This window comes from Shewanella sp. Choline-02u-19 (assembly GCF_002836205.1).
GTDB lineage: Bacteria > Pseudomonadota > Gammaproteobacteria > Enterobacterales > Shewanellaceae > Shewanella.
Window position 1 is genome coordinate 537,328 of record NZ_PJBE01000013.1, and the last position, 20,271, is coordinate 557,598.

The following is a 20,271-nucleotide window of genomic DNA, read 5'->3' on the forward strand; positions in this document are numbered from 1 at the left end:
TGAGTAAATACTAAAATGGCTAAAGTGGATCCACTTCTTACCGTACTTAAGCTCACTAAAGATGCGGAAGAGCAAGCATCGCTACAACTGCGTACCGCTCAGTTAGAGCTGCAGCGTAGGCAAACGCAATTAAAAGCGCTGCAGGACTATCGTTTAGATTACATGAAACAGATGGAGCTGCAGCAAGGAAAACAAATTAGCGCGAGCTATTACCATCAGTTCCACCAGTTTGTGCGCCAAATTGATAACGCCATTGTGCAGCAAGTTAACACGGTGCAAGAAGCGCTCACTCAACAACAACACCGTCAAAGCTATTGGCAAGAGAAACAACAAAAACGTAAGGCGGTAGAGTTATTGCTGGCTAAAAAAGCCGATGCAGCACAACTTGCAGAGCAACGTAGAGAACAAAAAATGGTAGACGAGTTTGCATCGCAACAGTTTTACCAAAAATCCCGTCGATAGTTTTTCCTCTGTCACTTTTGTTGGCATTATAATTGCTAAGTATGGTAATGAAAGCCAAGTATCAAGCCGATATTTTGACGCCTAATATCAGACTCATAGCAGAATAAGATAGACACTTTGTGCTTGTTAAGGCAACGCTGACGGAGAAGTTATGCAGCAGATGACCAATATATTACTCAGTAGCGCTGATGCCAGTGCTGCAAAAAAGGTGAGCCCTAACAGTCAGCCTGAACTTAATGCCGATGGCGACAATTTCTCAGCAGCCTTAGAAAAAGCCAGCCAAATGGATCCTGCGCCAAATGCAGAGCACAAAAATGAGCAAGGTAACACTGACACCCCATCAACAAATGCTACCACTCAAAACAGTACGGTAGCAGCGTCAAACGGTAAGGCAGAAGACGCTGAGGTGAGTGATGACGTTAGCCAAGTGCTAGCACAAATTAACCTTGCCAATAACTTCCCCAGCGATGCAGAAAGTCAATCGATGGTTGCCGCTGACGGCGAAACCTTGCCGTTAGTCGATGATATGCAAATAGCGCAAGAAAAGGGCGTTAAAGAGGGGGATTTATCTGCCGATACGAGCACTGACTTACCCGATGAAATGTCTGATGAAATATTGCAAGCGTTAAGCTTTCAAAGTGGTATTTCTGAAGTTGCACTTCGCAATATGCCAGCACAAGATCTCAACGATTTATTAGCACAGAGTCAAATACTGGGTGCTGATGGTGAGCTTTTATCGCAATACGCCATCACATCAGCGCCATTGACTGCAACATCAGCATCAACATCAACATCAACCGATGCCGCAAGAGCCCAAGCGGTCAACGACGATCCTAAACTCGCCAATGCCGTTCAAACGGGCAATGAACTGACAAGCCCAACGAGTAAAGCCGATAGTCGAGATATTTTAGGCAAAGAAGCGGCGATGCAAGCAGCTACAGAGCAGGGCGGAACGCAACGAGCTGAGATAGAAAAAGGGGTGAGCGCTAAATCTGCGCTGGGCGATGCTAACAATATGACTGCCGCGACAGAGCAGTTAAAAGGCGCCGAGCTTTCCGTTAGGTTAACGCCCATTCAGATGGGGCTAGAGGCCAATCTCGCCAGTGGCAGTGCAACGTTATCGACTGAAGAGATTAAAACTGCTGCAGGCTTACAGGCACATAATTTACAAATACAGCAAAGTTTAACCCGTGCTGAGCCACAACAAATACAACTTTCACTTAAACAGCATGCGGACCAAGCCACACAGATGCAGGAGATGATCCAGCGATTTTCGCCGGTAATGAAGCAGCAATTAATCACCATGGTGAGTCAAGGTGTTCAACACGCTGAAATTCGCTTAGATCCGGCGGAGCTTGGCAGCATGATTGTACGCATTCAGGTGCAAGGCGATACTACCCAAGTACAGTTTCAAGTCTCACAACATCAAACACGTGATTTAATTGAGCAAGCAATGCCAAGATTACGTGAAATGCTGGCTGAACAGGGTATGCAATTGACCGATGGTCAGGTGTCTCAAGATAACGGTGGCAATGAACAAGCTTTCCAAGGTGATAGAGACAGCCAAGGCCAAAGTCACTCTGAAATGGACGAAATTTCAGCAGAAGATCGAGTTGTTGGCACAAATCTAGCTTCTAGTGCCGCATCAGGTATAGATTATTATGCATAAGCAGGTACCCTATAGCGCACATTATAATTTTGGTTTTATAGGTTGTCTTTGAACCTGTAAAGTAAGGGCATAAATGCTCGAGTTAGGGAAAGCAGATGGCAGAAGAACAATCATTAGAGCTCGAGGTTAATGACGAGCCCAAAAGTAAGAAAAAGTTAATCTTGTTTGGCAGTATTGCTGTGGCACTTTTCATTGTTATAGCGGTGACGCTATGGATGTTATTGAGCGGTGATGCTGAACAGAGCTCGGAGGGTCAACCTACCGCAGCAGAAGAGACTGCAAATCAGGGGGAAGCCTTTTACGCTGCTATGCCACGACCGTTCTTATTTAACTTGCCAGGCAACGGCCGCACGCGACTTGTTGAAATCAAAGTGCAGTTGATGGTGCGCGGTAAGGACGATGATGTATTGATTAAAAAGCACATTCCACTGATTGAAGACGCACTACTGACCACATTTAGTGGTGCGGATGTGCAAAAACTCAGTACCCAAGCAGGCAAAGATGAGATGCGTTTGTTAGCCCTGCTGAATGTGCAAAACACCTTGCAGCCCATTGTTGGTCGTAAAGTGGTTGAAAAAGTATTATTTACCGGCTTTGTGATGCAGTAAGTTTGCACGGCTTTTTGTAAACCAAACGTTTTTATATAGGCAAAGGCAATATCGTGAGTGATTTATTAAGCCAAGACGAAATTGATGCGCTACTACACGGTGTAGATGACGTTGAAGAGGACATGATTCAGGACGACGAGCTTGATGCACGTTCTTATGATTTCTCTTCGCAAGACCGTATTGTACGTGGCCGAATGCCAACGCTTGAGATTGTTAACGAGCGCTTTGCTCGCCACTTGCGCATTAGCATGTTTAACATGATGCGCCGAGCGGCGGAAGTGTCGATCAATGGTGTGCAAATGCTCAAGTTTGGTGAGTACGTTCATACCCTGTTTGTACCGACCAGTTTAAACATGGTGCGCTTTAGTCCATTAAAAGGCACGGCGTTGATCACCATGGAAGCGAGATTGGTGTTTATCTTGGTCGATAACTTTTTTGGAGGTGATGGACGATTCCACGCCAAAATTGAAGGTCGAGAATTTACCCCAACTGAGCGCCGTATTGTTCAATTGCTGCTAAAAATCATTTTTGAAGATTATAAAGAAGCGTGGGCGCCAGTAATGGATGTTGAGTTTGATTATCTCGACTCTGAAGTTAACCCAGCTATGGCGAACATCGTCAGCCCGACGGAGGTCGTGGTGGTGAGTTCATTCCATATCGAAGTGGATGGCGGCGGCGGAGATTTTCATATCACCATGCCGTATTCCATGATTGAGCCTATCCGCGAGTTACTCGATGCGGGCGTGCAAAGTGATACTCAAGATACGGACATGCGTTGGTCTCAGGCGCTACGAGATGAGATCATGGACGTAGATGTGGGTATTGATGCCACCGTGGTGGAACATCAACTGACCCTGCGTGAAGTGCTTGAGTTCAAAGCGGGCGATGTTATTCCCGTTGAACTGCCTGAATATATTGTTTTAAAAGTTGAAGATCTTCCCACTTATCGTTGTAAGATGGGGAAAACAAAAGAGAATCTTGCATTAAAGATTTGCGAAAAAATTCCTAGACCGGAAACGGCTAAGACAGAGTTGCAGTTGGTTACGCATAAAGGTAAGCCACGCGAACGTTCTGAGATATAAGGTGATACGTCGATGAGTACAGATACAGGTGATGATTGGGCTGCAGCAATGGCTGAGCAAGCAATTGAAGAAGCACAAGCAGTTGAACTTGATGAGTTTAGTAGCGATGCTGCTCATTTCAGTCAAGAGGAAGCGTCAAAACTCGATGCGATAATGGACATTCCGGTGACTATTTCGATGGAAGTAGGCCGCAGTTTTATCAATATTCGTAATTTGCTGCAGTTAAACCAAGGCTCGGTGGTTGAATTAGACCGTATCGCTGGCGAGCCATTGGATGTCATGGTCAATGGTACGTTAATCGCCCACGGTGAGGTGGTTGTGGTCAATGACAAGTTTGGTATTCGTTTAACCGACGTTATTAGCCAAACTGAGCGCATTAAAAAGCTTAAATAGAAAGGATGAGTAATGAGTTTTCAGATGGTATTAGCAAGTCTTGCTAGCGTTGCCGCTACAGCAGAGAAATCGGCAGCGCCCTCAAGTGTTGCTACGCTTGCCAGTATGGTGGGAGGCCTAATTGTTGTTTTATTGCTGATTTTTGCCTTAGCTTATATGGTGAAGCGACTGAATCTAGTGCCTAGTAACCAAGGGGTGCTAAAAACCATCGCCGTTACGCCGCTGGGCCAAAAAGAAAAACTAGTGTTAGTTGAAGTCGATGGCCAGCAATATCTGCTCGGCGTCACACCTCATCAAGTCAATTTGGTCGATAAACTCACCACGCCAGTTGAGCAGCCTAAAGTCTCCTTTGCGGATCGATTACGTCAAGTGAAGTCGTCACAATGATAAAATGGAATATGTTGTTTGTTGGGCTGGCGCTGTCTTTGCTCTCACCGACGGCCCTTGCTGCAACGGGGATTTTACCTGCCGTAACGGTGTCAACAGGGGCTGATGGCTCGACCCAATATTCGGTGACAATGCAGATTTTGCTGTTGATGACAGCGTTAAGCTTTATTCCTGCAGCGGTCATTATGTTGACTTCATTCACTCGTATTATTGTTGTCTTATCTATTTTGCGACAAGCGATTGGTCTACAACAGGCACCGTCGAATCAAATTCTAATCGGCATCAGTATGTTTATGACATTTTTTATTATGTCGCCGGTGTTCGATAAAATTTATGATCAAGCAGTATTGCCCTATATTGAACAGGGAATGCCAATCGATCAGGCGTTCAATACAGGTAAAGGGCCGTTAAAAGACTTTATGTTAGCGCAGGTTCGCTTAACTGATTTAGATACCTTTATTGAAATATCAGGTTATCAAAATATTAACGAGCCTGAAGATGCGCCAATGAGCGTGATTATTCCTGCCTTTATCACCAGTGAGCTGAAGACCGCATTCCAAATTGGTTTTATGTTATTCGTGCCATTCTTGGTATTAGATTTGGTGGTGGCCAGTATTTTGATGGCAATGGGTATGATGATGTTGTCGCCGATGATTGTCTCTTTGCCGTTTAAAATCATGCTGTTCGTATTGGTTGATGGCTGGAGCTTAGTCATGGGTACGTTAGCGAATAGTTTCGGATTATAGGTAGGCTATGACCCCAGAGGCGCTCATTAATATTGTAGATATCTGCCATGAAACATTAGCAGCCATAGTTTCTCGCTTGTTTATTGAAGGTAGCTTATGACTCCAGAAGCCCTGATTGATATCTTTCGAGAAGCCCTTACCGTGATTGTCACCATGGTATCGATGATTATTGTACCAGGATTGATTGTGGGTTTGGTTGTTGCCGTTTTTCAGGCGGCGACCTCAATTAACGAACAAACATTGAGTTTCTTACCTCGTCTACTGACGACGTTATTTGGCTTGATGTTCATGGGCCATTTGCTGGTGCAAACCATGATGGAGTTCTTTTTGCAGATGGTGAATATGATCCCGCAGGTCATAGGCTAATCATGCCTACTATACGACAACATGTTATTCCGATGCTTAATAGGCATTTAGGCGTAGTGTTGTAGCTATGGATATTTTACTCGATACTATTATGGGCGGAATTGCCGGTTACATGTGGCCACTAACACGCATATCCAGTATGTTTATGGTGATGGCTGTTTTCGGCGCCAATACCACGCCCTCGCGAGTGAGATTAATGCTGTCACTGGCCGTTACCGCTGCCGTTGTGCCTGTTTTACCTCCAATGCCAAACATTGACCTGTTTTCATTAAGTGCTGTTTTTGTCACGTTCCAGCAGATCATTATTGGTGTATCAATGGGCTTTGGCTCTTTATTGTTGATGCAGACCTTTGTGTTAACAGGGCAAATCATCGGTATGCAAACCAGTTTGGGTTTTGCTTCGATGATCGATCCCAGCTCAGGTCAACAGACCCCCGTAGTGGCTAACTTCTTCCTGCTGCTGACCACTCTGATATTTCTGGCCGTAGATGGGCACCTTGTCTTAATTAAAATGGTTGTTGCCAGTTTTGACTCCATTCCAGTGTCGATGAACGGCCTCAGCTTAGCCAGTTATCGGCTGTTCACTGAATTTGTCGGTTACATGTTTGGCGCGGCGCTCACGATGTCGCTGTCAGCTATTGTCGCACTGCTCACCATCAACCTCTCATTTGGTGTCATGACCCGTGCATCACCGCAATTAAACATTTTTTCTATTGGTTTCCCGGTCACCATGGTAAGCGGCCTGTTTATTCTATGGCTTACATTGACGCCTATCATGGCTCACTTTGATGAGGTTTGGCGTGAAACGCAGATTTTGCTGTGTAATGTACTAGAGCTGCAGTGTAATTCAGAAGGCACAATCAATTAATGGCTGTATTAATAGCGGGACTTATACAGGGATTAAGCCTTAATGGCTGGCGACCTTGCACTTTGAAGCCTTGTCGCTTCAAAGATAACACTCTGGTCAGTCACAATGGCTGAGAACGACAGCAGCCAAGAAAAAACAGAGGAAGCAACCGCCAGGAAGTTGCAACAGGCCAAAGACAAAGGGCAGGTTGCACGCTCTAAAGACTTAGGCACTTCAGCGGTTCTCATTGCAGCCTCCGTTGGCTTGGTTATGACTGGGCCGAGCATTGCCAAGGCGATGAGTAATATCATGATTAACCTCTTGACTATGACCCGTGAAGAGATTTTTGACACGCGGCAGATGATGAATATCTGGAGCATGGTCGGTAACGAGTTAGTGTCGCCGTTGTTGGGTTTTATTGCATTTCTCGCCCTGATAGCTTTCGTGGGCAACATCGCACTTGGTGGCATGTCTTTCTCTGGTAAAGCGTGCATGCCAAAATCCAGTAAAATGAATCCTGCTAAAGGCTTAAAGCGCATGTTCGGTGTGCAAGCTGTGGTGGAGTTGACTAAAGGTATCGCGAAGTTCTCCGTTGTGGCAATAACGGCTTATTTAGTCCTTAATATTTATCTGAATGATATTTTGATGCTGTCGCAAGATCACTTGCCCGGCAATATTTATCACGCGCTTGATCTCGTCTCATGGATTTTCATCTTACTGTGCGCATCAACATTCTTAATTGTTGCCATTGATGTTCCCTACCAAATTTGGAATCACAGCAAAGAGCTGAAGATGACCAAGCAAGAAGTGAAAGACGAATATAAAGATACCGAAGGTAAGCCGGAAGTTAAGGGACGTATTCGCCAGTTACAACAAGAGATGGCTCAGCGCCGTATGATGGGCGAAGTGCCCAATGCCGATGTTATTGTGGTTAATCCCGAACATTACGCGGTTGCGGTTAAATATGATGCGACTAAATCGACAGCCCCTTTTGTGGTGGCTAAAGGGGTCGATGAAGTGGCATTTAAGATCCGCGAAATAGCCCGAGAGCATAATGTTGCTATTGTCACTGCAGCGCCATTAGCGCGTGCTATCTACCATACGACTAAAATAGATCAAGAGATCCCGGAAGGTCTATTTACCGCGGTTGCTCAGGTGCTTGCGTATGTATTTCAGCTCCGGCAATTCCAAAAAGGTAAAGGGCGTCGCCCTAATGCCGTCCCCACAAAACAGCCTATTCCTGATGAGTTGAAGCACTAGCGGCTATAACTCACATTTCTCAGTTATAAATTGTATAATAAACAGTCAGTTGTTTGGTTGTCCATTCTTTGGTTATTCGTTTCAGGTTATAGTGTGCGCCGCTCTATGGTGTGAGCAGATTGATCTTGTTAATATTGGTACTAATTTTGCAATACAGCTAACAAGCGTCAAAGATTGGACTCAGGGTGAATGGAACTTAAGGCAAGACTAGGGCAATTAAAGCAATTAAAGCCCGCACATTTTAAAGGATTGGGTACCCCTATATTGGTTTTAGCCGCATTGGCTATGATCACGTTACCCATGCCTGCTTTTCTGCTGGATATTCTGTTTGCGTTTAACATAGCACTTGCCTTAGTGGTGTTGCTTGTTGCTATTTATAGTGACCGTCCACTTGATTTTGCCGCATTCCCGACAGTCTTGCTGATCGCAACCTTACTTCGACTCGCACTTAACGTTGCCTCTACCCGAGTGGTATTACTTGAAGGCCACAATGGTGGTGATGCCGCAGGTAAAGTCATTGAAGCCTTTGGCTCTGTGGTGATTGGCGGTAACTATGCCGTGGGTCTAGTGGTGTTTTTAATTCTAATTATCATCAACTTCGCGGTAGTGACCAAAGGTGCTGGCCGTATCTCTGAAGTTAGTGCTCGCTTTACGCTAGATGCCATGCCGGGTAAGCAGATGGCCATTGATGCTGACCTCAATGCCGGGCTGTTAAGCCAAGAGGAAGCCCGTGTCAGACGTGCAGAAGTGACCCGTGAAGCCGATTTCTATGGTGCGATGGACGGTGCGTCAAAATTTGTAAAAGGTGATGCGATTGCAGGAATAATGATTTTAGTGATTAATATTCTTGGCGGTTTTGTCATCGGTATGGCGCAGCACGGGCTTAGTTTTTCCGATGCTATCGAAATTTATACGCTACTCACCATTGGTGATGGTCTCGTCGCTCAGATCCCTGGTCTTTTGTTGTCAATTGCCGCCGCCTTAATGGTGACTCGCCAAAATGAATCGGGCGATATGGGCGAAATGATGATGAGCCAGATGTTTGACAGCCCCAAAGCGCTTGCCATTGCCGCAGCGGTTATGTTTGTAATGGGTATCGTGCCAGGCATGCCGCATTTGGTGTTTATATCGCTTGCTATTGTTGCTGGCGCCTCAGCTTACTTAATTAAGAAAAAGAAAGAGACTGACCGCGAGCGAGCATTGGAGTTGGCGAAAACTGGCCCCGTTGAAAAGCGTGATACCCAACCTAAAGAATTAAGCTGGGATGATGTTCAACACGTTGACACCATTGGTCTTGAGGTCGGTTATCGTTTGATCCCGCTGGTAGACAAAGGCCAGGGCGGCGAACTACTTGGCAGAATTAAAGGCGTGCGTAAAAAGTTGTCGCAAGAGTTAGGTTTTTTAGTGCCAGCGGTACATATTCGCGACAATTTAGACCTGTCGCCTAACGCGTATCGGATCTCATTAATGGGGGTTTCATCTGGTGAAGGCGAAATTCGTCATGATTGCGAGCTAGCGATTAACCCCGGACAAGTTTTTGGCAAGCTCGATGGTATTGAAACCACAGATCCTGCCTTTGGTTTAGAAGCCGTATGGATTGCACCAGAGCTTAGAGAGCATGCACAGACCCTAGGCTATACCGTCGTAGACGCTGCCACGGTAGTGGCCACTCACATCAGCCAGCTGCTTACCAATAATGCCTCTAAGTTATTGGGTTATGAAGAGGTTCAGCAACTACTGGATATGTTGGCTAAAAACGCACCTAAGTTGGTTGATGGCTTTATTCCTGATGTAATGCCTCTGGGAACCGTGGTTAAGGTGATGCAAAACTTATTAAATGAAGGCGTGTCTATTAGAGACATGAAGACCATCGTACAAACATTGTTAGAGTATGGGCCTAAGAGCGCTGACACCGAAGTGCTCACTGCCGCTGTGCGAATTGCGTTAAAGAGAATGATCGTACAAGAGATCAGCGGACCAGAACTGGAAATCCCTGTCATTACTTTGGCGCCAGAGTTGGAACAGATGTTGCATCAGTCTATGCAAGCAACGGGAGGCGACGGTCCTAATATTGAACCCAGCCTTGCAGAGCGTATGCAGAAGTCATTGGTTGATGCCACACAGCGCCAGGAAATGGTCGGTCAACCCGCAATATTATTAACATCTGGCATGCTACGTTCGACGTTATCAAGATTTGTTAAGCATACGATTCCAAACCTGAGGGTGATCTCTTATCAAGAGGTACCTGATGAAAAACAGATACGCATCGTATCCGCTGTTGGGCAGTAGAGGGCGAATAATTGAAGATTAAAAGATTTTTTGCAAAAGATATGCGCTCGGCCCTAGCTCAAGTTAAAGAAACTTTGGGTTCAGACGCTGTGATCATGTCGAATAAGAAAGTGACTGGCGGCATTGAAATTGTCGCGGCGGTAGATTACGACGATCCAAAACCACAGATCCCTGCAGCAGCGCCGTCTCCTGCAGCATTTACCGACCTTAGCGATGAAAAAGTGACCTTAGGTTCGCGGGCGAATATAAAGACGGAAACGCGCATTAAGCCAGCGCTGGCTCCCGATTCACTGCAAGCCCTGCTTGAACGTCAGCAAAGCCGCATGAGCCAGCAAACATCGGCAACGCGCAGCGAAGAGCTCGATATGCCGCAATGGGCTAAGGGATTACAAGCCCAAGTTCCGCAAACTAAGCAACCGCTTAAGGCAGAATTTACGCCGAATAGGGCACCAGACAGCTTTAGTCCTCAAAAGCAAAATAACAGTGCAGAAATGGACGTGATGAAAGAGGAGCTCGCGTCAATTCGTAGCTTATTGACTCATCAAGTTAGCGCGTTAATGTCTGAGCAAAAGAAACGTATCGATCCTGTCGGCGCAATGTTAGAAAGCAAATTGCTTGAAGCTGAGTTTTCACCCGCAATCGCCAAAAAATTGTCAAGTTTGAGTGAACATTACAGTCCAGCAGAATTAGTGGCCTCTTTACCGCGTAGTTTAGCGAATTTACTCGACAACCAAGGCGACGATATTGTGCGTCAAGGTGGTGTTGTGGCATTTGTGGGCCCAACTGGGGTGGGTAAAACGACGACAATTGCCAAATTGGCGGCCAGATTTGCCGCGCATCATGGCTCAGATCAAGTCGGACTGATTACCACGGACCATTATCGCATTGGTGCCTTTGAGCAATTGGCAACCTATGGCAAAATAATGGGCTGTCCAGTTAAGCAGGCTCATGATTCTCATGAGTTAGAACAGATTCTGTATCAATTTAGAAATCGTAAGTTGGTTTTGATTGATACCGCAGGCATGGGGCAGCGAGATCTGCGACTCTTCCAGCAACTCGATAATTTAACTGCAAATAGCAGAATACCTATCCGTAGTTATCTGGTAATGTCTGCCACTGGTCAGCGTCGCGTATTAGAAGATGCTGTAAAACAGTTTACCCGTATCCCGCTTTCCGGCGCGGTACTGACGAAGTTAGATGAATCAGTGTCATTAGCGCCAGCGCTAAGTGTATTGATCCAAAGTGGGTTACCTTTGAGTTATGTGACCGATGGACAACGCGTTCCAGAAGATATGCAAGTGGCTGACACATTAGCTTTAGCCAATCGAGCATTAGCGGTGTTAGATAACGAACAATTAGAACCATTACATAATAGTGAACGGTCACAAGAGATGACCCATGCATTCGAGTAAAAACATGACTCCCGATCAAGCAAGCGGTTTACGTATGATGAATCAGCCAAACAATGCAAAAGTAAAAGTTATCGCCGTATCAGGTGGTAAAGGTGGCGTTGGTAAAACCAGCGTGTCAATTAACACGGCTGTCGCGTTAGCAGAAAAGGGCAAACGTGTCGTGGTTTTGGACGCGGATTTGGGTCTAGCGAACGTCGATGTGATGCTAGGTTTGCGCGCAGATAAAAATTTATCTCATGTTTTGTCTGGAGATGCCGAATTAGATGATGTCATCTTAAGAGGACCAAAAGGCATTGGGATCATTCCAGCGACTTCTGGCACTCAATCTATGGTCGAACTGACTCAGGCACAGCATGCGGGTTTAATTCGTGCCTTTAGTGAGATGAAAACCCAGTTTGACATCTTAATTGTGGATACCGCAGCGGGTATTTCCGACATGGTGCTGAGTTTTTCTCGTGCATCACAAGATGTGTTAATTGTGGTGTGTGATGAACCAACGTCGATTACCGATGCCTATGCATTGATTAAAATTTTGAGCCGCGAACACGGTGTGTTCCGTTTCAAAATTGTCGCCAATATGGTGCGGAGTTTGCGAGAAGGGATGGAGCTATTCGCCAAGTTAAGTAAAGTAACAGACAGATTTCTGGATGTTGCCCTTGAGTTGGTCGCGACTGTACCTTTCGATGAGAATTTACGTAAGTCTGTCAGAAAGCAAAAGTTGATTGTGGAGATGTTTCCTAAGTCTCCAGCAGCGATTGCTTATCATGGACTCGCGAATAAAATATTGAGCTGGCCTATACCTTCTCAACCAGGTGGACACTTAGAGTTCTTTGTTGAACGATTGGTGCAACGTCCTGATTATCAAGAGGATAAGTCTGGTGAATAAAGCGGCCGCGTATACTCGTTTTGATAATAAGACCTCTATCGTTGAACAGTATGCACCGCTAGTAAAAAGAATTGCCCATCATTTATTGGCGCGCTTACCGGCGTCGGTGCAGTTAGATGATTTACTGCAAGCGGGTATGATGGGGCTGTTAGAGGCTTCATCGAAGTTTGATGGTAGTAAAGGCGCGAAATTTGAAACCTTTGCCGGGATCAGAATTCGTGGCTCTATGTTAGATGAAATAAGACGCGGCGATTGGGTACCTAGATCGGTACATCGTAATCAACGTCGCGTTGCACAAGTGATTGATGAATTAGGCCAAGAACTTGGGCGTGATGCACGTGATCCCGAAATCGCCGAGCGACTAGAGATGCCGCTCGAAGATTACTACAGAATTTTGAATGATGTGTCTGTGGGTAAAGTGGTCGGGATAGAAGATTTAGGCGTTGCCGTTGATGTGGTTAACCACGACGATAACCAAGATGATGTAGCCTATGAGTCGTTAGCTAAAGTTGAATTTCATTCAGCATTAGTGGCGGGGATAAAGCTATTACCAGAACGAGATGCGCTGGTATTGTCATTGTATTACGATGAAGCATTAAATTTAAAAGAGATTGGGGCCATTCTTGAGGTCAGTGAGTCTAGAGTTAGCCAGATCCATAGTCAGGCGATGCTAAGACTCAAAGGTAAACTCAAGCACTGGACGCAAACATAACAATAAACGAACATAAAAAATAAGCTCCGCGGAGGAAACCTTGAACAAGAATATGAAGATTCTTGTTGTTGATGATTTTTCAACAATGAGACGTATCATCAAGAACTTGTTGCGAGACTTGGGATTTAATAATACCCAAGAAGCAGATGACGGTTCGACAGCCTTACCTATGTTACAGAAGGGTGATTTCGATTTTGTCGTCACCGACTGGAACATGCCTGGAATGCAAGGTATTGACTTATTAAAGGCGATTCGTGCTGATGATAACTTAAAGCACCTTCCAGTACTGATGGTGACAGCGGAAGCTAAACGCGAGCAGATTATTGCAGCCGCGCAAGCTGGGGTAAATGGGTATGTAGTTAAACCCTTTACTGCAGCAACGCTAAAAGAAAAATTAGAGAAGATTTTTGAGCGCTTAGGTTAAGCAAGGATGAGCAATGCAGCAATATACTTCAGGGCTCATTACTCTCGAGCAAGCTGAGAGTCTCGTCGCGTTACTTCGTGATGGCGAGCAAGCACAAGCCGATGAATTGGTGAGAGAAATAGCTTCACCTATTCAAAAAGAACTCTTCGATGAAGTGGGTCGTTTAACGCGCCAACTTCACAGTGCTATCGTAGACTTTCAAGTGGACAACCGCTTGGTAGAGCTAGCGAATACCGAAATTCCAGATGCCAAAGAGCGTTTGACCTATGTCATCGAGATGACAGAGCAAGCGGCTAATAAGACCATGGATGCGGTTGAAGAGTGTTTACCTTTAGCAAATGCATTAAGTGATAATATTCAGGCAGTGAAACCAGCATGGGACAAACTCATGCGCCGTGAACTGCCATTAAATGAATTTAAAGCTCTGTGCCATGATATTCAACAATTTGTCGATAGAAGTGAATCGGACGCAAGTCGAGTCAGAGAACTGCTTAATCAAATACTACTAGCACAAGACTTCCAAGACCTAACTGGCCAAATGATCCGTCGTGTAATTGAACTCGTCAGAGAAGTGGAAAGTAGCTTGGTTTCTATGTTAACCGTCTTTGGTGAGCAACCTGCGTCAATTGCAGAAAGTACACCCTTGCTCGATGTTGAAGCTGAAGGTCCTATTATGAATGCAGAAAAACGTCAGGATGTTGTGACGGGTCAAGATGAAGTTGACGATCTGCTTTCGAGCTTAGGTTTTTAAAGGAGTCAAAATAATGTCCTTTGATGTTGATGAAGAGATACTGCAGGACTTTTTGATCGAAGCCGGTGAGATTTTAGAGCTTCTACAAGAACAACTAGTCACGTTAGAAAATAACCCTGACGATACCGATCTGCTCAATGCCATTTTTAGAGGGTTCCACACGGTAAAAGGTGGTGCAGGTTTCCTCAGTTTGACTCCAATGGTAGATGTTTGCCATGAAGCTGAAAATACCTTCGATTTATTGCGTACTGGCAAGCGACAAGTCAGTGCTAATTTAATGGACGTTATTTTACAAGCCGTCGATGCCATCAATACTATGTTTGCTGAAACTCAGGCGGATCAGCCTCAGTCTCCAGCGGATCCGAACTTGTTAGCGCAGCTTAAAACACTCAGTGCAGGGCAATTATTGCCTTCAGAGTTAGCGGATGCTCAAGCGGATCAAACAACTGCTGATGTTGAAGAAGCAACGATTATCGAAACCGTAGTTGCCCCTATTACAGCGGCAGTAGACATTACCAGTGGCGGCAGTATTGACGACATCAACGACGCTGAATTTGAAGCTTTGCTCGATGCTTTGCATGGCAATGGTAATAGCCCTAGCGCGAATGCCGCGGCTGATAGCGTTAATGTAGCGAGCGCAAGTACTAGTGACATCACCGACGACGAGTTTGAATCGTTACTCGATGAATTGCATGGCTCGGGTCAGTTTAAAGCCCCCTCAGCGCCAGCCGTTGTAGCAGAACCCGCGCACGTTGTGGATTCTGATGAAATCAGCGACGATGAGTTTGAACGCTTACTTGATGAACTTCATGGTGCTGGCAGTAGTCCAGGAGCGGTGACTGAAGTCACTCAAGCATCACAAGCAAGTTCTGCGCCCGTAGTGCAAGCCATTACCACATCACAACAAGCAGCTGTGGTCGCTCCAGCACCAAAACCCGTGGTTCAAGCCAAAGCTAAGCCTGCGGCTAATACCCCGCAAGCAGAAACGACGGTACGCGTCGATACTTCAAGACTTGATCAGATAATGAACATGGTCGGTGAGTTAGTACTGGTTCGTAATCGCTTGCTGAGCCTTGGAGTCTCCCGTGATGACGAAGAGATGTCGAAGGCACTGGCAAACCTAGATTTGGTTACCGCTGACTTGCAAGGCGCGGTAATGAAAACGCGTATGCAACCGATTAAGAAAGTCTTTGGCCGTTTTCCTCGTGTGGTGAGAGACTTGGCTCGTACCCTCAATAAAGAAATTGACCTTATTATGGTGGGTGAAGATACCGACCTTGATAAAAACTTAGTTGAAGCGTTAGCTGATCCGTTAGTGCATTTGGTCAGAAACTCCGTTGATCATGGTATTGAAATGCCAGATGAACGTGAGGCAAGCGGCAAACCTCGATCAGGCACTATTACGCTCTCTGCTAGCCAAGAAGGCGACCATATCCTACTGAAAATTGAGGATGATGGCGCGGGAATGGATCCGCAAAAGCTTAAAGATATCGCCATTAGCCGCGGTGTGCTTGACGCGGATGCCGCAGCGCGAATGACTGACGAAGAAGCTTATAATCTGATTTTTGCCCCCGGTTTCTCTACTAAAGTAGAAGTCTCGGACATATCCGGTCGTGGCGTTGGCATGGACGTTGTTAAAACTCGTATTACTCAATTGAACGGTACGGTTTACATCGACTCGCTCAAAGGTAAAGGGACACGTTTAGAGATTAAAGTGCCGCTCACCTTGGCTATTATGCCCACGCTTATGGTTGAAGTTGCCGAACAAGTATTTGCATTACCCCTGTCTAGCGTGAGTGAAATATTCCACTTAGATCTCACTAAAACCAATGTAGTTGATGGCCAATTAACGGTTATCGTGCGTAATAAAGCAGTACCGCTGTTTTATTTAGAGCATTGGCTTGCTCACAGTCGCTCAACGTTAGTCCATGGTGACAAACAACATGGACACGTGGTGATAGTGCAGTTGGGAACGATGCAAATAGGGTTTGTAGTTGATGGATTAATAGGACAAGAAGAGGTGGTCATTAAACCACTGGGCACCTTGTTACATGGTACGCCGGGAATGGCGGGGGCAACAATAACCTCCGACGGTGGTATCGCGCTGATTTTGGACGTTCCAGGACTACTAAAGCACTACGCTCGCAATAAAAGCTAGCGTTTCAATAAGGGAATAAGCAGAAAGTCTACTTTCACTTATTCCTTTTTGTATAGTGGCAAAGCAGTAACCCCATGCGTTATAGGAATTTAAATGGGCATTAAAGTACTAGTTGTCGACGATTCGAGTTTTTTTCGACGACGCGTTAGTGAGATAGTCAGTCAAGATCCAGAGCTTGAAGTCGTGGGTACCGCAGTCAATGGCGCAGAAGCCGTTAAACTCGCTGCCGAGCTTAATCCACATGTGATAACAATGGATATTGAGATGCCAGTCATGGATGGGATCACTGCCGTTAAGCAGATTATGGCCAATCGCCCTGTCCCCATTTTGATGTTTTCATCATTAACTCACGACGGCGCTAAAGCGACATTAGATGCACTTGAAGCGGGAGCGCTCGACTTTCTCCCCAAGCGTTTTGAAGACATCGCAACCAATAAAGATGATGCAATTGCATTATTACAGCAGCGGATTAAAACCTTAGGGCGTCGTCGTTTATTCAGACCCGCAGTGAGGCCACAAACTGTTACTACAAGAACACGCACTAGCACGGCGCAACCGCTAGCGCCTATGCGCTCAGGAATTATAGCGAGTGCTTCATCGCCATCACCAGTGGTAGCTGAACGGGCAAGTAGCCGTTCAACGGTCGTTGCGCGTGCCAGTGGCAAGAAATACAAAGCGTTGCTTATCGGCACCTCAACCGGCGGACCCGTTGCACTTCAAAAAGTGTTAATCCAACTGCCGGCAAACTATCCGTACCCGATCATCCTTATTCAACATATGCCCGCGGCGTTTACACCGACTTTTGCAACCCGCCTCAATAGCCTATGTAAGATCGAGGTCAAAGAGGCTCAAAACGGCGATCAACTGCGTGCGGGTTGTGCCTATTTGGCGCCAGGCGGTATGCAGATGATGCTTGAACGTGGTGGCAGTTTTGGCCGCATTAAAGTGCTGGCTGGTAAGCCTGAAATGAATTACAAGCCCAGCGTTGATATAACCTTCGCCTCAGCATCTAAGGTGTTTGGTGGCGATGTGCTAGCAGTGGTATTAACGGGCATGGGCGCAGATGGGCGAGAAGGGGCACGCATGCTGAAAACAGCAGGTGCCAATATCTGGGCGCAAGATGAAGCAAGTTGTGTGGTTTACGGCATGCCTCAGGCTGTGACGAATAGCGGTATCTCAACAAAGTCCATTAGCATCGACCAAATGGCGGAATCGATACTAAGAGAGACGTTCCATGGCTAGTCAATTACAGCATTTACGGGGTAAAAAAAGTATCAAAGGCGCAGTTAATACAGTGTCATTGTTGCTGATCTTTTTACTCAGTATCGCTGTATTTACCTTGGGTTCGCTTTATTTGGAACTCAGATATAAACATCAGTTGCTCGTTGGTGAAGTTACAGAATTAAAAAACAGTCAAATTTTGTTTATGGTGCCAGATGAACAAGCCGAAGTTATGGCTCAATGGATGGCGAATAATCCCGTTTTTGTGCAGTCATATGCTGAGCGAGCCCGCAAGGGCGAGATAACGACCATGCCGCTAGGTGATGGTAGTGCCGAAAGTGTCGCTCGTTTGGAAAGTGTTGCACCAGATAATGGCGCTATCACGATCAATACAGCAACAACAGAACTCGGCGCTGTGAATATTGCTAAACAAATAAGCCAAGAGGTTACCGCTAATACTATCGATGAACGAGCGAGTGATAGCGACAAGATTGCGACAAATATTACCAAAGACCGAGTCGCAGTTGATATTAAGGGGGAAACCCCGCCGTTAGCGATAATAGATGCCGATAGTAAAGGCGCTGAGGTGATACTTGATGAGCCGCAACTGACTCTTCCTGTAAAAGCGAAGAGGGTAACCATCGCTGAAGATGGGGTGAAACTGATAAGTCTCCCTCATGGTGGGATCAGGATCACAACTCGAGCGCTAGAAGAGTAACAGTCGGTTAAGTGCGAGTTAAAGTACCTCTTAAGGCGATGGCTGACCCATCATAAGGATCATTTTGAAAATTTGGACCATAGCAAACCAGAAAGGCGGCGTTGGTAAAACAACGACTGTTGCTAGTTTAGCTGGCGTATTTACCAAAAGAGGTAAGCGCGTATTGATGGTCGACACCGATCCGCATGCCTCTTTAGGTTACTATTTAGGGATTGATAGTGAGGAGATCCCTTGTTCCTTATACGATCTGTTCTTAGCAAATAAAAGTTTAACCAAACAAAATATAGGCAATTATATTGTGCCTACAAATGTTGCTGGACTCGACTTAATTCCGTCAACGATGGCATTAGCGACCTTAGATAGGAGCTTGGGTCATCAAGAGGGCATGGGGCTGATTTTAACGAAGGCTCTCGCGCTGTTAGACGACCAATATGATGTGGTATTAATCGACTGCCCGCCAGTGTTAGGTGTGTTGATGGTGAATGCTTTAGCGGCCAGTCAGCATATTATCGTGCCAGTGCAAACCGAATATCTAGCGATTAAGGGACTTGATCGCATGGTTAAAACCATGATCCTTATGGGGCGATCTAAAAAAGTCCAATATAGCTATTCCATCGTGCCAACCATGTTTGATAAACGCACCCGCGCAAGTACCGCAGCGTTGTTGCAATTGAATCAAGATTACCATGACAATCTTTGGGATGATGTTATTCCCGTAGACACTAAATTTAGAGATGCAAGCTTGAGTCATTTACCTGCTTCACATTATGCACCGCGCAGCCGTGGCGTTAAAGCTTACGAGCGATTACTTGATTATTTGCTCGCGAAGGATTTTTCCCATGTCAAAAATGGTTGATGACGCGGTATGTGATTATTTCGCTTTACTGCTTAATGATGCTCCAACGGTTGATGACGCAGCCACAGACACCAGCAGTGTAGACAGTTCCCATTTGCGTGCTGAGCCAAGTCGGCTGCGACAAAATGACACTGCGGCGCAGAGTAAAGAGTTTGCTCCTGTAGAGGTTGAAGCACGTATCAATCAGCAAGCGCTAGCTCAGTTATTAGCACCAGTGTCGGCATTAGAACTCAAGATAGAGCCAAAACCTGAATTTGAACCAAAGCTTGAACTTAGTCATCAAGATACAATCGTTAATTCAGCTCAAGCAACAATACTTCAGCCGCAAAAGCCTGCGTTACCAGAACAAACAGCCCTCAACCCATTAGCAGAAAGCATTGATCTCAAAAAAGTTAAGCATGCTGCAGCGCCGTCAGTGGCGGCCAGTATCACTACAGACTTGATTGAACAATTAGATGATGAGTTCCAGGTGCTATTTTTTAAAGTTGCCGGGCTGACATTAGCGGTACCGTTAGTGAGTTTAGGCGGGATAGTCAATATTGAACGTATTAATCATTTGATGGGCCGACCTCATTGGTATTTAGGCGTACAGCAATATCGGGAAGCACAACTTAATATAGTGGATACCTGTGTTTGGGTGATGCCTGAAAAGTATGATCAAACATTAGCGCAAAATGTTGCCTATAAATACATCGTGGTACTGCAAGACAGCAACTGGGGCTTAACGTGTGAATCACTGGTCAATACCGTGAAAATTCATAAGTCTCAAGTTAATTGGCGCAGCCAAGCAGGGAAAAGACCTTGGCTTGCGGGCGTGGTTAAAGAGCAAATGTGTGGCATTTTAAATGTAGAAGCTTTGGTCGCGATGCTAGATTCAGGTCTCGGTAGCCAAGGCTAGTTTGAAGATAAATAGCGTAGGCTGGCATTATTTTAAAATGCCAGTTTAGAAATACGACCAAAGGCCGATAAAAGGGTTAGGTCGGTAATATTTCGATATTAAATTGATTGGTTTGAAGTGCATAGA

The 20,271-nt window shown here is 45.7% G+C and carries 21 protein-coding genes; all 21 read left to right on the top strand.

Annotated features, from left to right (window positions below; genetic code table 11):
* Positions 1-15: 15 nt before the first annotated feature.
* The 21 genes from fliJ (at position 16) to CXF83_RS09135 (ending at position 20,145) form a co-directional block, all read left to right on the top strand.
* Entirely contained in the window at positions 16-462 is a 447-nt protein-coding gene (gene fliJ / locus CXF83_RS09035; RefSeq protein ID WP_101092214.1) for a flagellar export protein FliJ, read from the top strand.
* 151 nt (positions 463-613) lie between these two features.
* A complete protein-coding gene (locus tag CXF83_RS09040) occupies positions 614-2,131 on the top strand; it encodes a flagellar hook-length control protein FliK (RefSeq protein ID WP_101092213.1) in 1,518 nt (505 codons plus the stop codon).
* Between the two features lie 95 nt (positions 2,132-2,226).
* Entirely contained in the window at positions 2,227-2,739 is a 513-nt protein-coding gene (fliL, locus tag CXF83_RS09045) for a flagellar basal body-associated protein FliL (protein WP_101092212.1), read from the top strand.
* 53 nt (positions 2,740-2,792) lie between these two features.
* Entirely contained in the window at positions 2,793-3,821 is a 1,029-nt protein-coding gene (fliM, locus tag CXF83_RS09050; protein ID WP_101092211.1) for a flagellar motor switch protein FliM, read from the top strand.
* A 12-nt stretch (positions 3,822-3,833) separates the two neighbouring features.
* A complete protein-coding gene (gene fliN / locus CXF83_RS09055; RefSeq protein WP_101092210.1) occupies positions 3,834-4,214 on the top strand; it encodes a flagellar motor switch protein FliN in 381 nt (126 codons plus the stop codon).
* A gap of 12 nt (positions 4,215-4,226) precedes the next feature.
* Positions 4,227-4,601 carry a flagellar biosynthetic protein FliO gene (gene fliO, locus CXF83_RS09060; RefSeq protein WP_101092209.1) on the top strand — a complete coding sequence of 125 codons (375 nt, stop codon included), beginning with the start codon at positions 4,227-4,229 and terminating at the stop codon, positions 4,599-4,601.
* 11 nt (positions 4,602-4,612) lie between these two features.
* Positions 4,613-5,347, top strand: coding sequence for a flagellar type III secretion system pore protein FliP (gene fliP / locus CXF83_RS09065; protein ID WP_374702323.1), 735 nt, complete (start codon positions 4,613-4,615; stop codon positions 5,345-5,347).
* Positions 5,348-5,443: 96 nt separating this feature from the next.
* Positions 5,444-5,713, top strand: coding sequence for a flagellar biosynthetic protein FliQ (locus CXF83_RS09070; protein WP_101092207.1), 270 nt, complete (start codon positions 5,444-5,446; stop codon positions 5,711-5,713).
* Between the two features lie 67 nt (positions 5,714-5,780).
* On the top strand, positions 5,781-6,581 hold the full coding sequence (gene fliR / locus CXF83_RS09075) for a flagellar biosynthetic protein FliR (protein WP_101092206.1): 801 nt from the start codon (positions 5,781-5,783) through the stop codon (positions 6,579-6,581).
* Between the two features lie 105 nt (positions 6,582-6,686).
* A complete protein-coding gene (flhB, locus tag CXF83_RS09080; RefSeq protein ID WP_101092205.1) occupies positions 6,687-7,820 on the top strand; it encodes a flagellar biosynthesis protein FlhB in 1,134 nt (377 codons plus the stop codon).
* Positions 7,821-8,009: 189 nt separating this feature from the next.
* The gene (gene flhA / locus CXF83_RS09085) at positions 8,010-10,109 is read left to right on the top strand and encodes a flagellar biosynthesis protein FlhA (RefSeq protein ID WP_101092204.1); all 2,100 of its coding nucleotides are present in this window, start codon (positions 8,010-8,012) and stop codon (positions 10,107-10,109) included.
* Positions 10,110-10,120: 11 nt separating this feature from the next.
* Positions 10,121-11,521: a flagellar biosynthesis protein FlhF gene (flhF, locus tag CXF83_RS09090; protein WP_101092203.1), complete on the top strand. Its 1,401-nt coding sequence runs from the start codon at positions 10,121-10,123 to the stop codon at positions 11,519-11,521.
* 4 nt (positions 11,522-11,525) lie between these two features.
* On the top strand, positions 11,526-12,407 hold the full coding sequence (locus tag CXF83_RS09095) for a MinD/ParA family protein (protein ID WP_101092310.1): 882 nt from the start codon (positions 11,526-11,528) through the stop codon (positions 12,405-12,407).
* Positions 12,400-13,119 (top strand): RNA polymerase sigma factor FliA, encoded by a 720-nt coding sequence (locus tag CXF83_RS09100; protein ID WP_101092202.1) that lies wholly within the window; start codon positions 12,400-12,402, stop codon positions 13,117-13,119. The genes CXF83_RS09095 and CXF83_RS09100 overlap by 8 nt, the downstream gene beginning before the upstream one ends.
* Positions 13,120-13,159: 40 nt before the next feature.
* Complete coding sequence (cheY, locus tag CXF83_RS09105; protein ID WP_101092201.1) at positions 13,160-13,543, top strand: chemotaxis response regulator CheY; 384 nt, start codon at positions 13,160-13,162, stop codon at positions 13,541-13,543.
* 13 nt (positions 13,544-13,556) lie between these two features.
* Positions 13,557-14,294: a protein phosphatase CheZ gene (locus tag CXF83_RS09110; RefSeq protein WP_101092200.1), complete on the top strand. Its 738-nt coding sequence runs from the start codon at positions 13,557-13,559 to the stop codon at positions 14,292-14,294.
* A gap of 13 nt (positions 14,295-14,307) precedes the next feature.
* Positions 14,308-16,452, top strand: a complete 2,145-nt coding sequence (locus tag CXF83_RS09115; protein WP_101092199.1) for a chemotaxis protein CheA — start codon at positions 14,308-14,310, stop codon at positions 16,450-16,452.
* Between the two features lie 93 nt (positions 16,453-16,545).
* Positions 16,546-17,694: a protein-glutamate methylesterase/protein-glutamine glutaminase gene (locus tag CXF83_RS09120; protein WP_101092198.1), complete on the top strand. Its 1,149-nt coding sequence runs from the start codon at positions 16,546-16,548 to the stop codon at positions 17,692-17,694.
* Complete coding sequence (locus tag CXF83_RS09125) at positions 17,687-18,391, top strand: hypothetical protein (RefSeq protein ID WP_101092197.1); 705 nt, start codon at positions 17,687-17,689, stop codon at positions 18,389-18,391. The genes CXF83_RS09120 and CXF83_RS09125 overlap by 8 nt, the downstream gene beginning before the upstream one ends.
* Before the next feature lie 64 nt (positions 18,392-18,455).
* Positions 18,456-19,247, top strand: coding sequence for a ParA family protein (locus CXF83_RS09130; RefSeq protein ID WP_101092196.1), 792 nt, complete (start codon positions 18,456-18,458; stop codon positions 19,245-19,247).
* Positions 19,231-20,145, top strand: coding sequence for a chemotaxis protein CheW (locus CXF83_RS09135; protein ID WP_101092195.1), 915 nt, complete (start codon positions 19,231-19,233; stop codon positions 20,143-20,145). Before CXF83_RS09130 ends, CXF83_RS09135 begins: the two co-directional genes overlap by 17 nt.
* The last annotated feature ends 126 nt before the right edge of the window (positions 20,146-20,271 follow it).

What these genes read in the sequence shown, in the direction of transcription:
- fliJ (WP_101092214.1), top strand. Translation starts at nt 16, where the DNA reads ATGGCTAAAGTGGATCCACTTCTTACCGTACTTAAGCTCACTAAAGAT.
- CXF83_RS09125 (WP_101092197.1), top strand. Translation starts at nt 17,687, where the DNA reads ATGGCTAGTCAATTACAGCATTTACGGGGTAAAAAAAGTATCAAAGGC.
- CXF83_RS09120 (WP_101092198.1), top strand. Translation starts at nt 16,546, where the DNA reads ATGGGCATTAAAGTACTAGTTGTCGACGATTCGAGTTTTTTTCGACGA.
- CXF83_RS09040 (WP_101092213.1), top strand. Translation starts at nt 614, where the DNA reads ATGCAGCAGATGACCAATATATTACTCAGTAGCGCTGATGCCAGTGCT.
- fliL (WP_101092212.1), top strand. Translation starts at nt 2,227, where the DNA reads ATGGCAGAAGAACAATCATTAGAGCTCGAGGTTAATGACGAGCCCAAA.
- CXF83_RS09110 (WP_101092200.1), top strand. Translation starts at nt 13,557, where the DNA reads ATGCAGCAATATACTTCAGGGCTCATTACTCTCGAGCAAGCTGAGAGT.
- flhA (WP_101092204.1), top strand. Translation starts at nt 8,010, where the DNA reads ATGGAACTTAAGGCAAGACTAGGGCAATTAAAGCAATTAAAGCCCGCA.
- fliR (WP_101092206.1), top strand. Translation starts at nt 5,781, where the DNA reads ATGGATATTTTACTCGATACTATTATGGGCGGAATTGCCGGTTACATG.
- CXF83_RS09135 (WP_101092195.1), top strand. Translation starts at nt 19,231, where the DNA reads ATGTCAAAAATGGTTGATGACGCGGTATGTGATTATTTCGCTTTACTG.
- fliO (WP_101092209.1), top strand. Translation starts at nt 4,227, where the DNA reads ATGAGTTTTCAGATGGTATTAGCAAGTCTTGCTAGCGTTGCCGCTACA.
- CXF83_RS09115 (WP_101092199.1), top strand. Translation starts at nt 14,308, where the DNA reads ATGTCCTTTGATGTTGATGAAGAGATACTGCAGGACTTTTTGATCGAA.
- fliN (WP_101092210.1), top strand. Translation starts at nt 3,834, where the DNA reads ATGAGTACAGATACAGGTGATGATTGGGCTGCAGCAATGGCTGAGCAA.
- CXF83_RS09070 (WP_101092207.1), top strand. Translation starts at nt 5,444, where the DNA reads ATGACTCCAGAAGCCCTGATTGATATCTTTCGAGAAGCCCTTACCGTG.
- flhB (WP_101092205.1), top strand. Translation starts at nt 6,687, where the DNA reads ATGGCTGAGAACGACAGCAGCCAAGAAAAAACAGAGGAAGCAACCGCC.
- fliP (WP_374702323.1), top strand. Translation starts at nt 4,613, where the DNA reads ATGTTGTTTGTTGGGCTGGCGCTGTCTTTGCTCTCACCGACGGCCCTT.
- CXF83_RS09095 (WP_101092310.1), top strand. Translation starts at nt 11,526, where the DNA reads ATGACTCCCGATCAAGCAAGCGGTTTACGTATGATGAATCAGCCAAAC.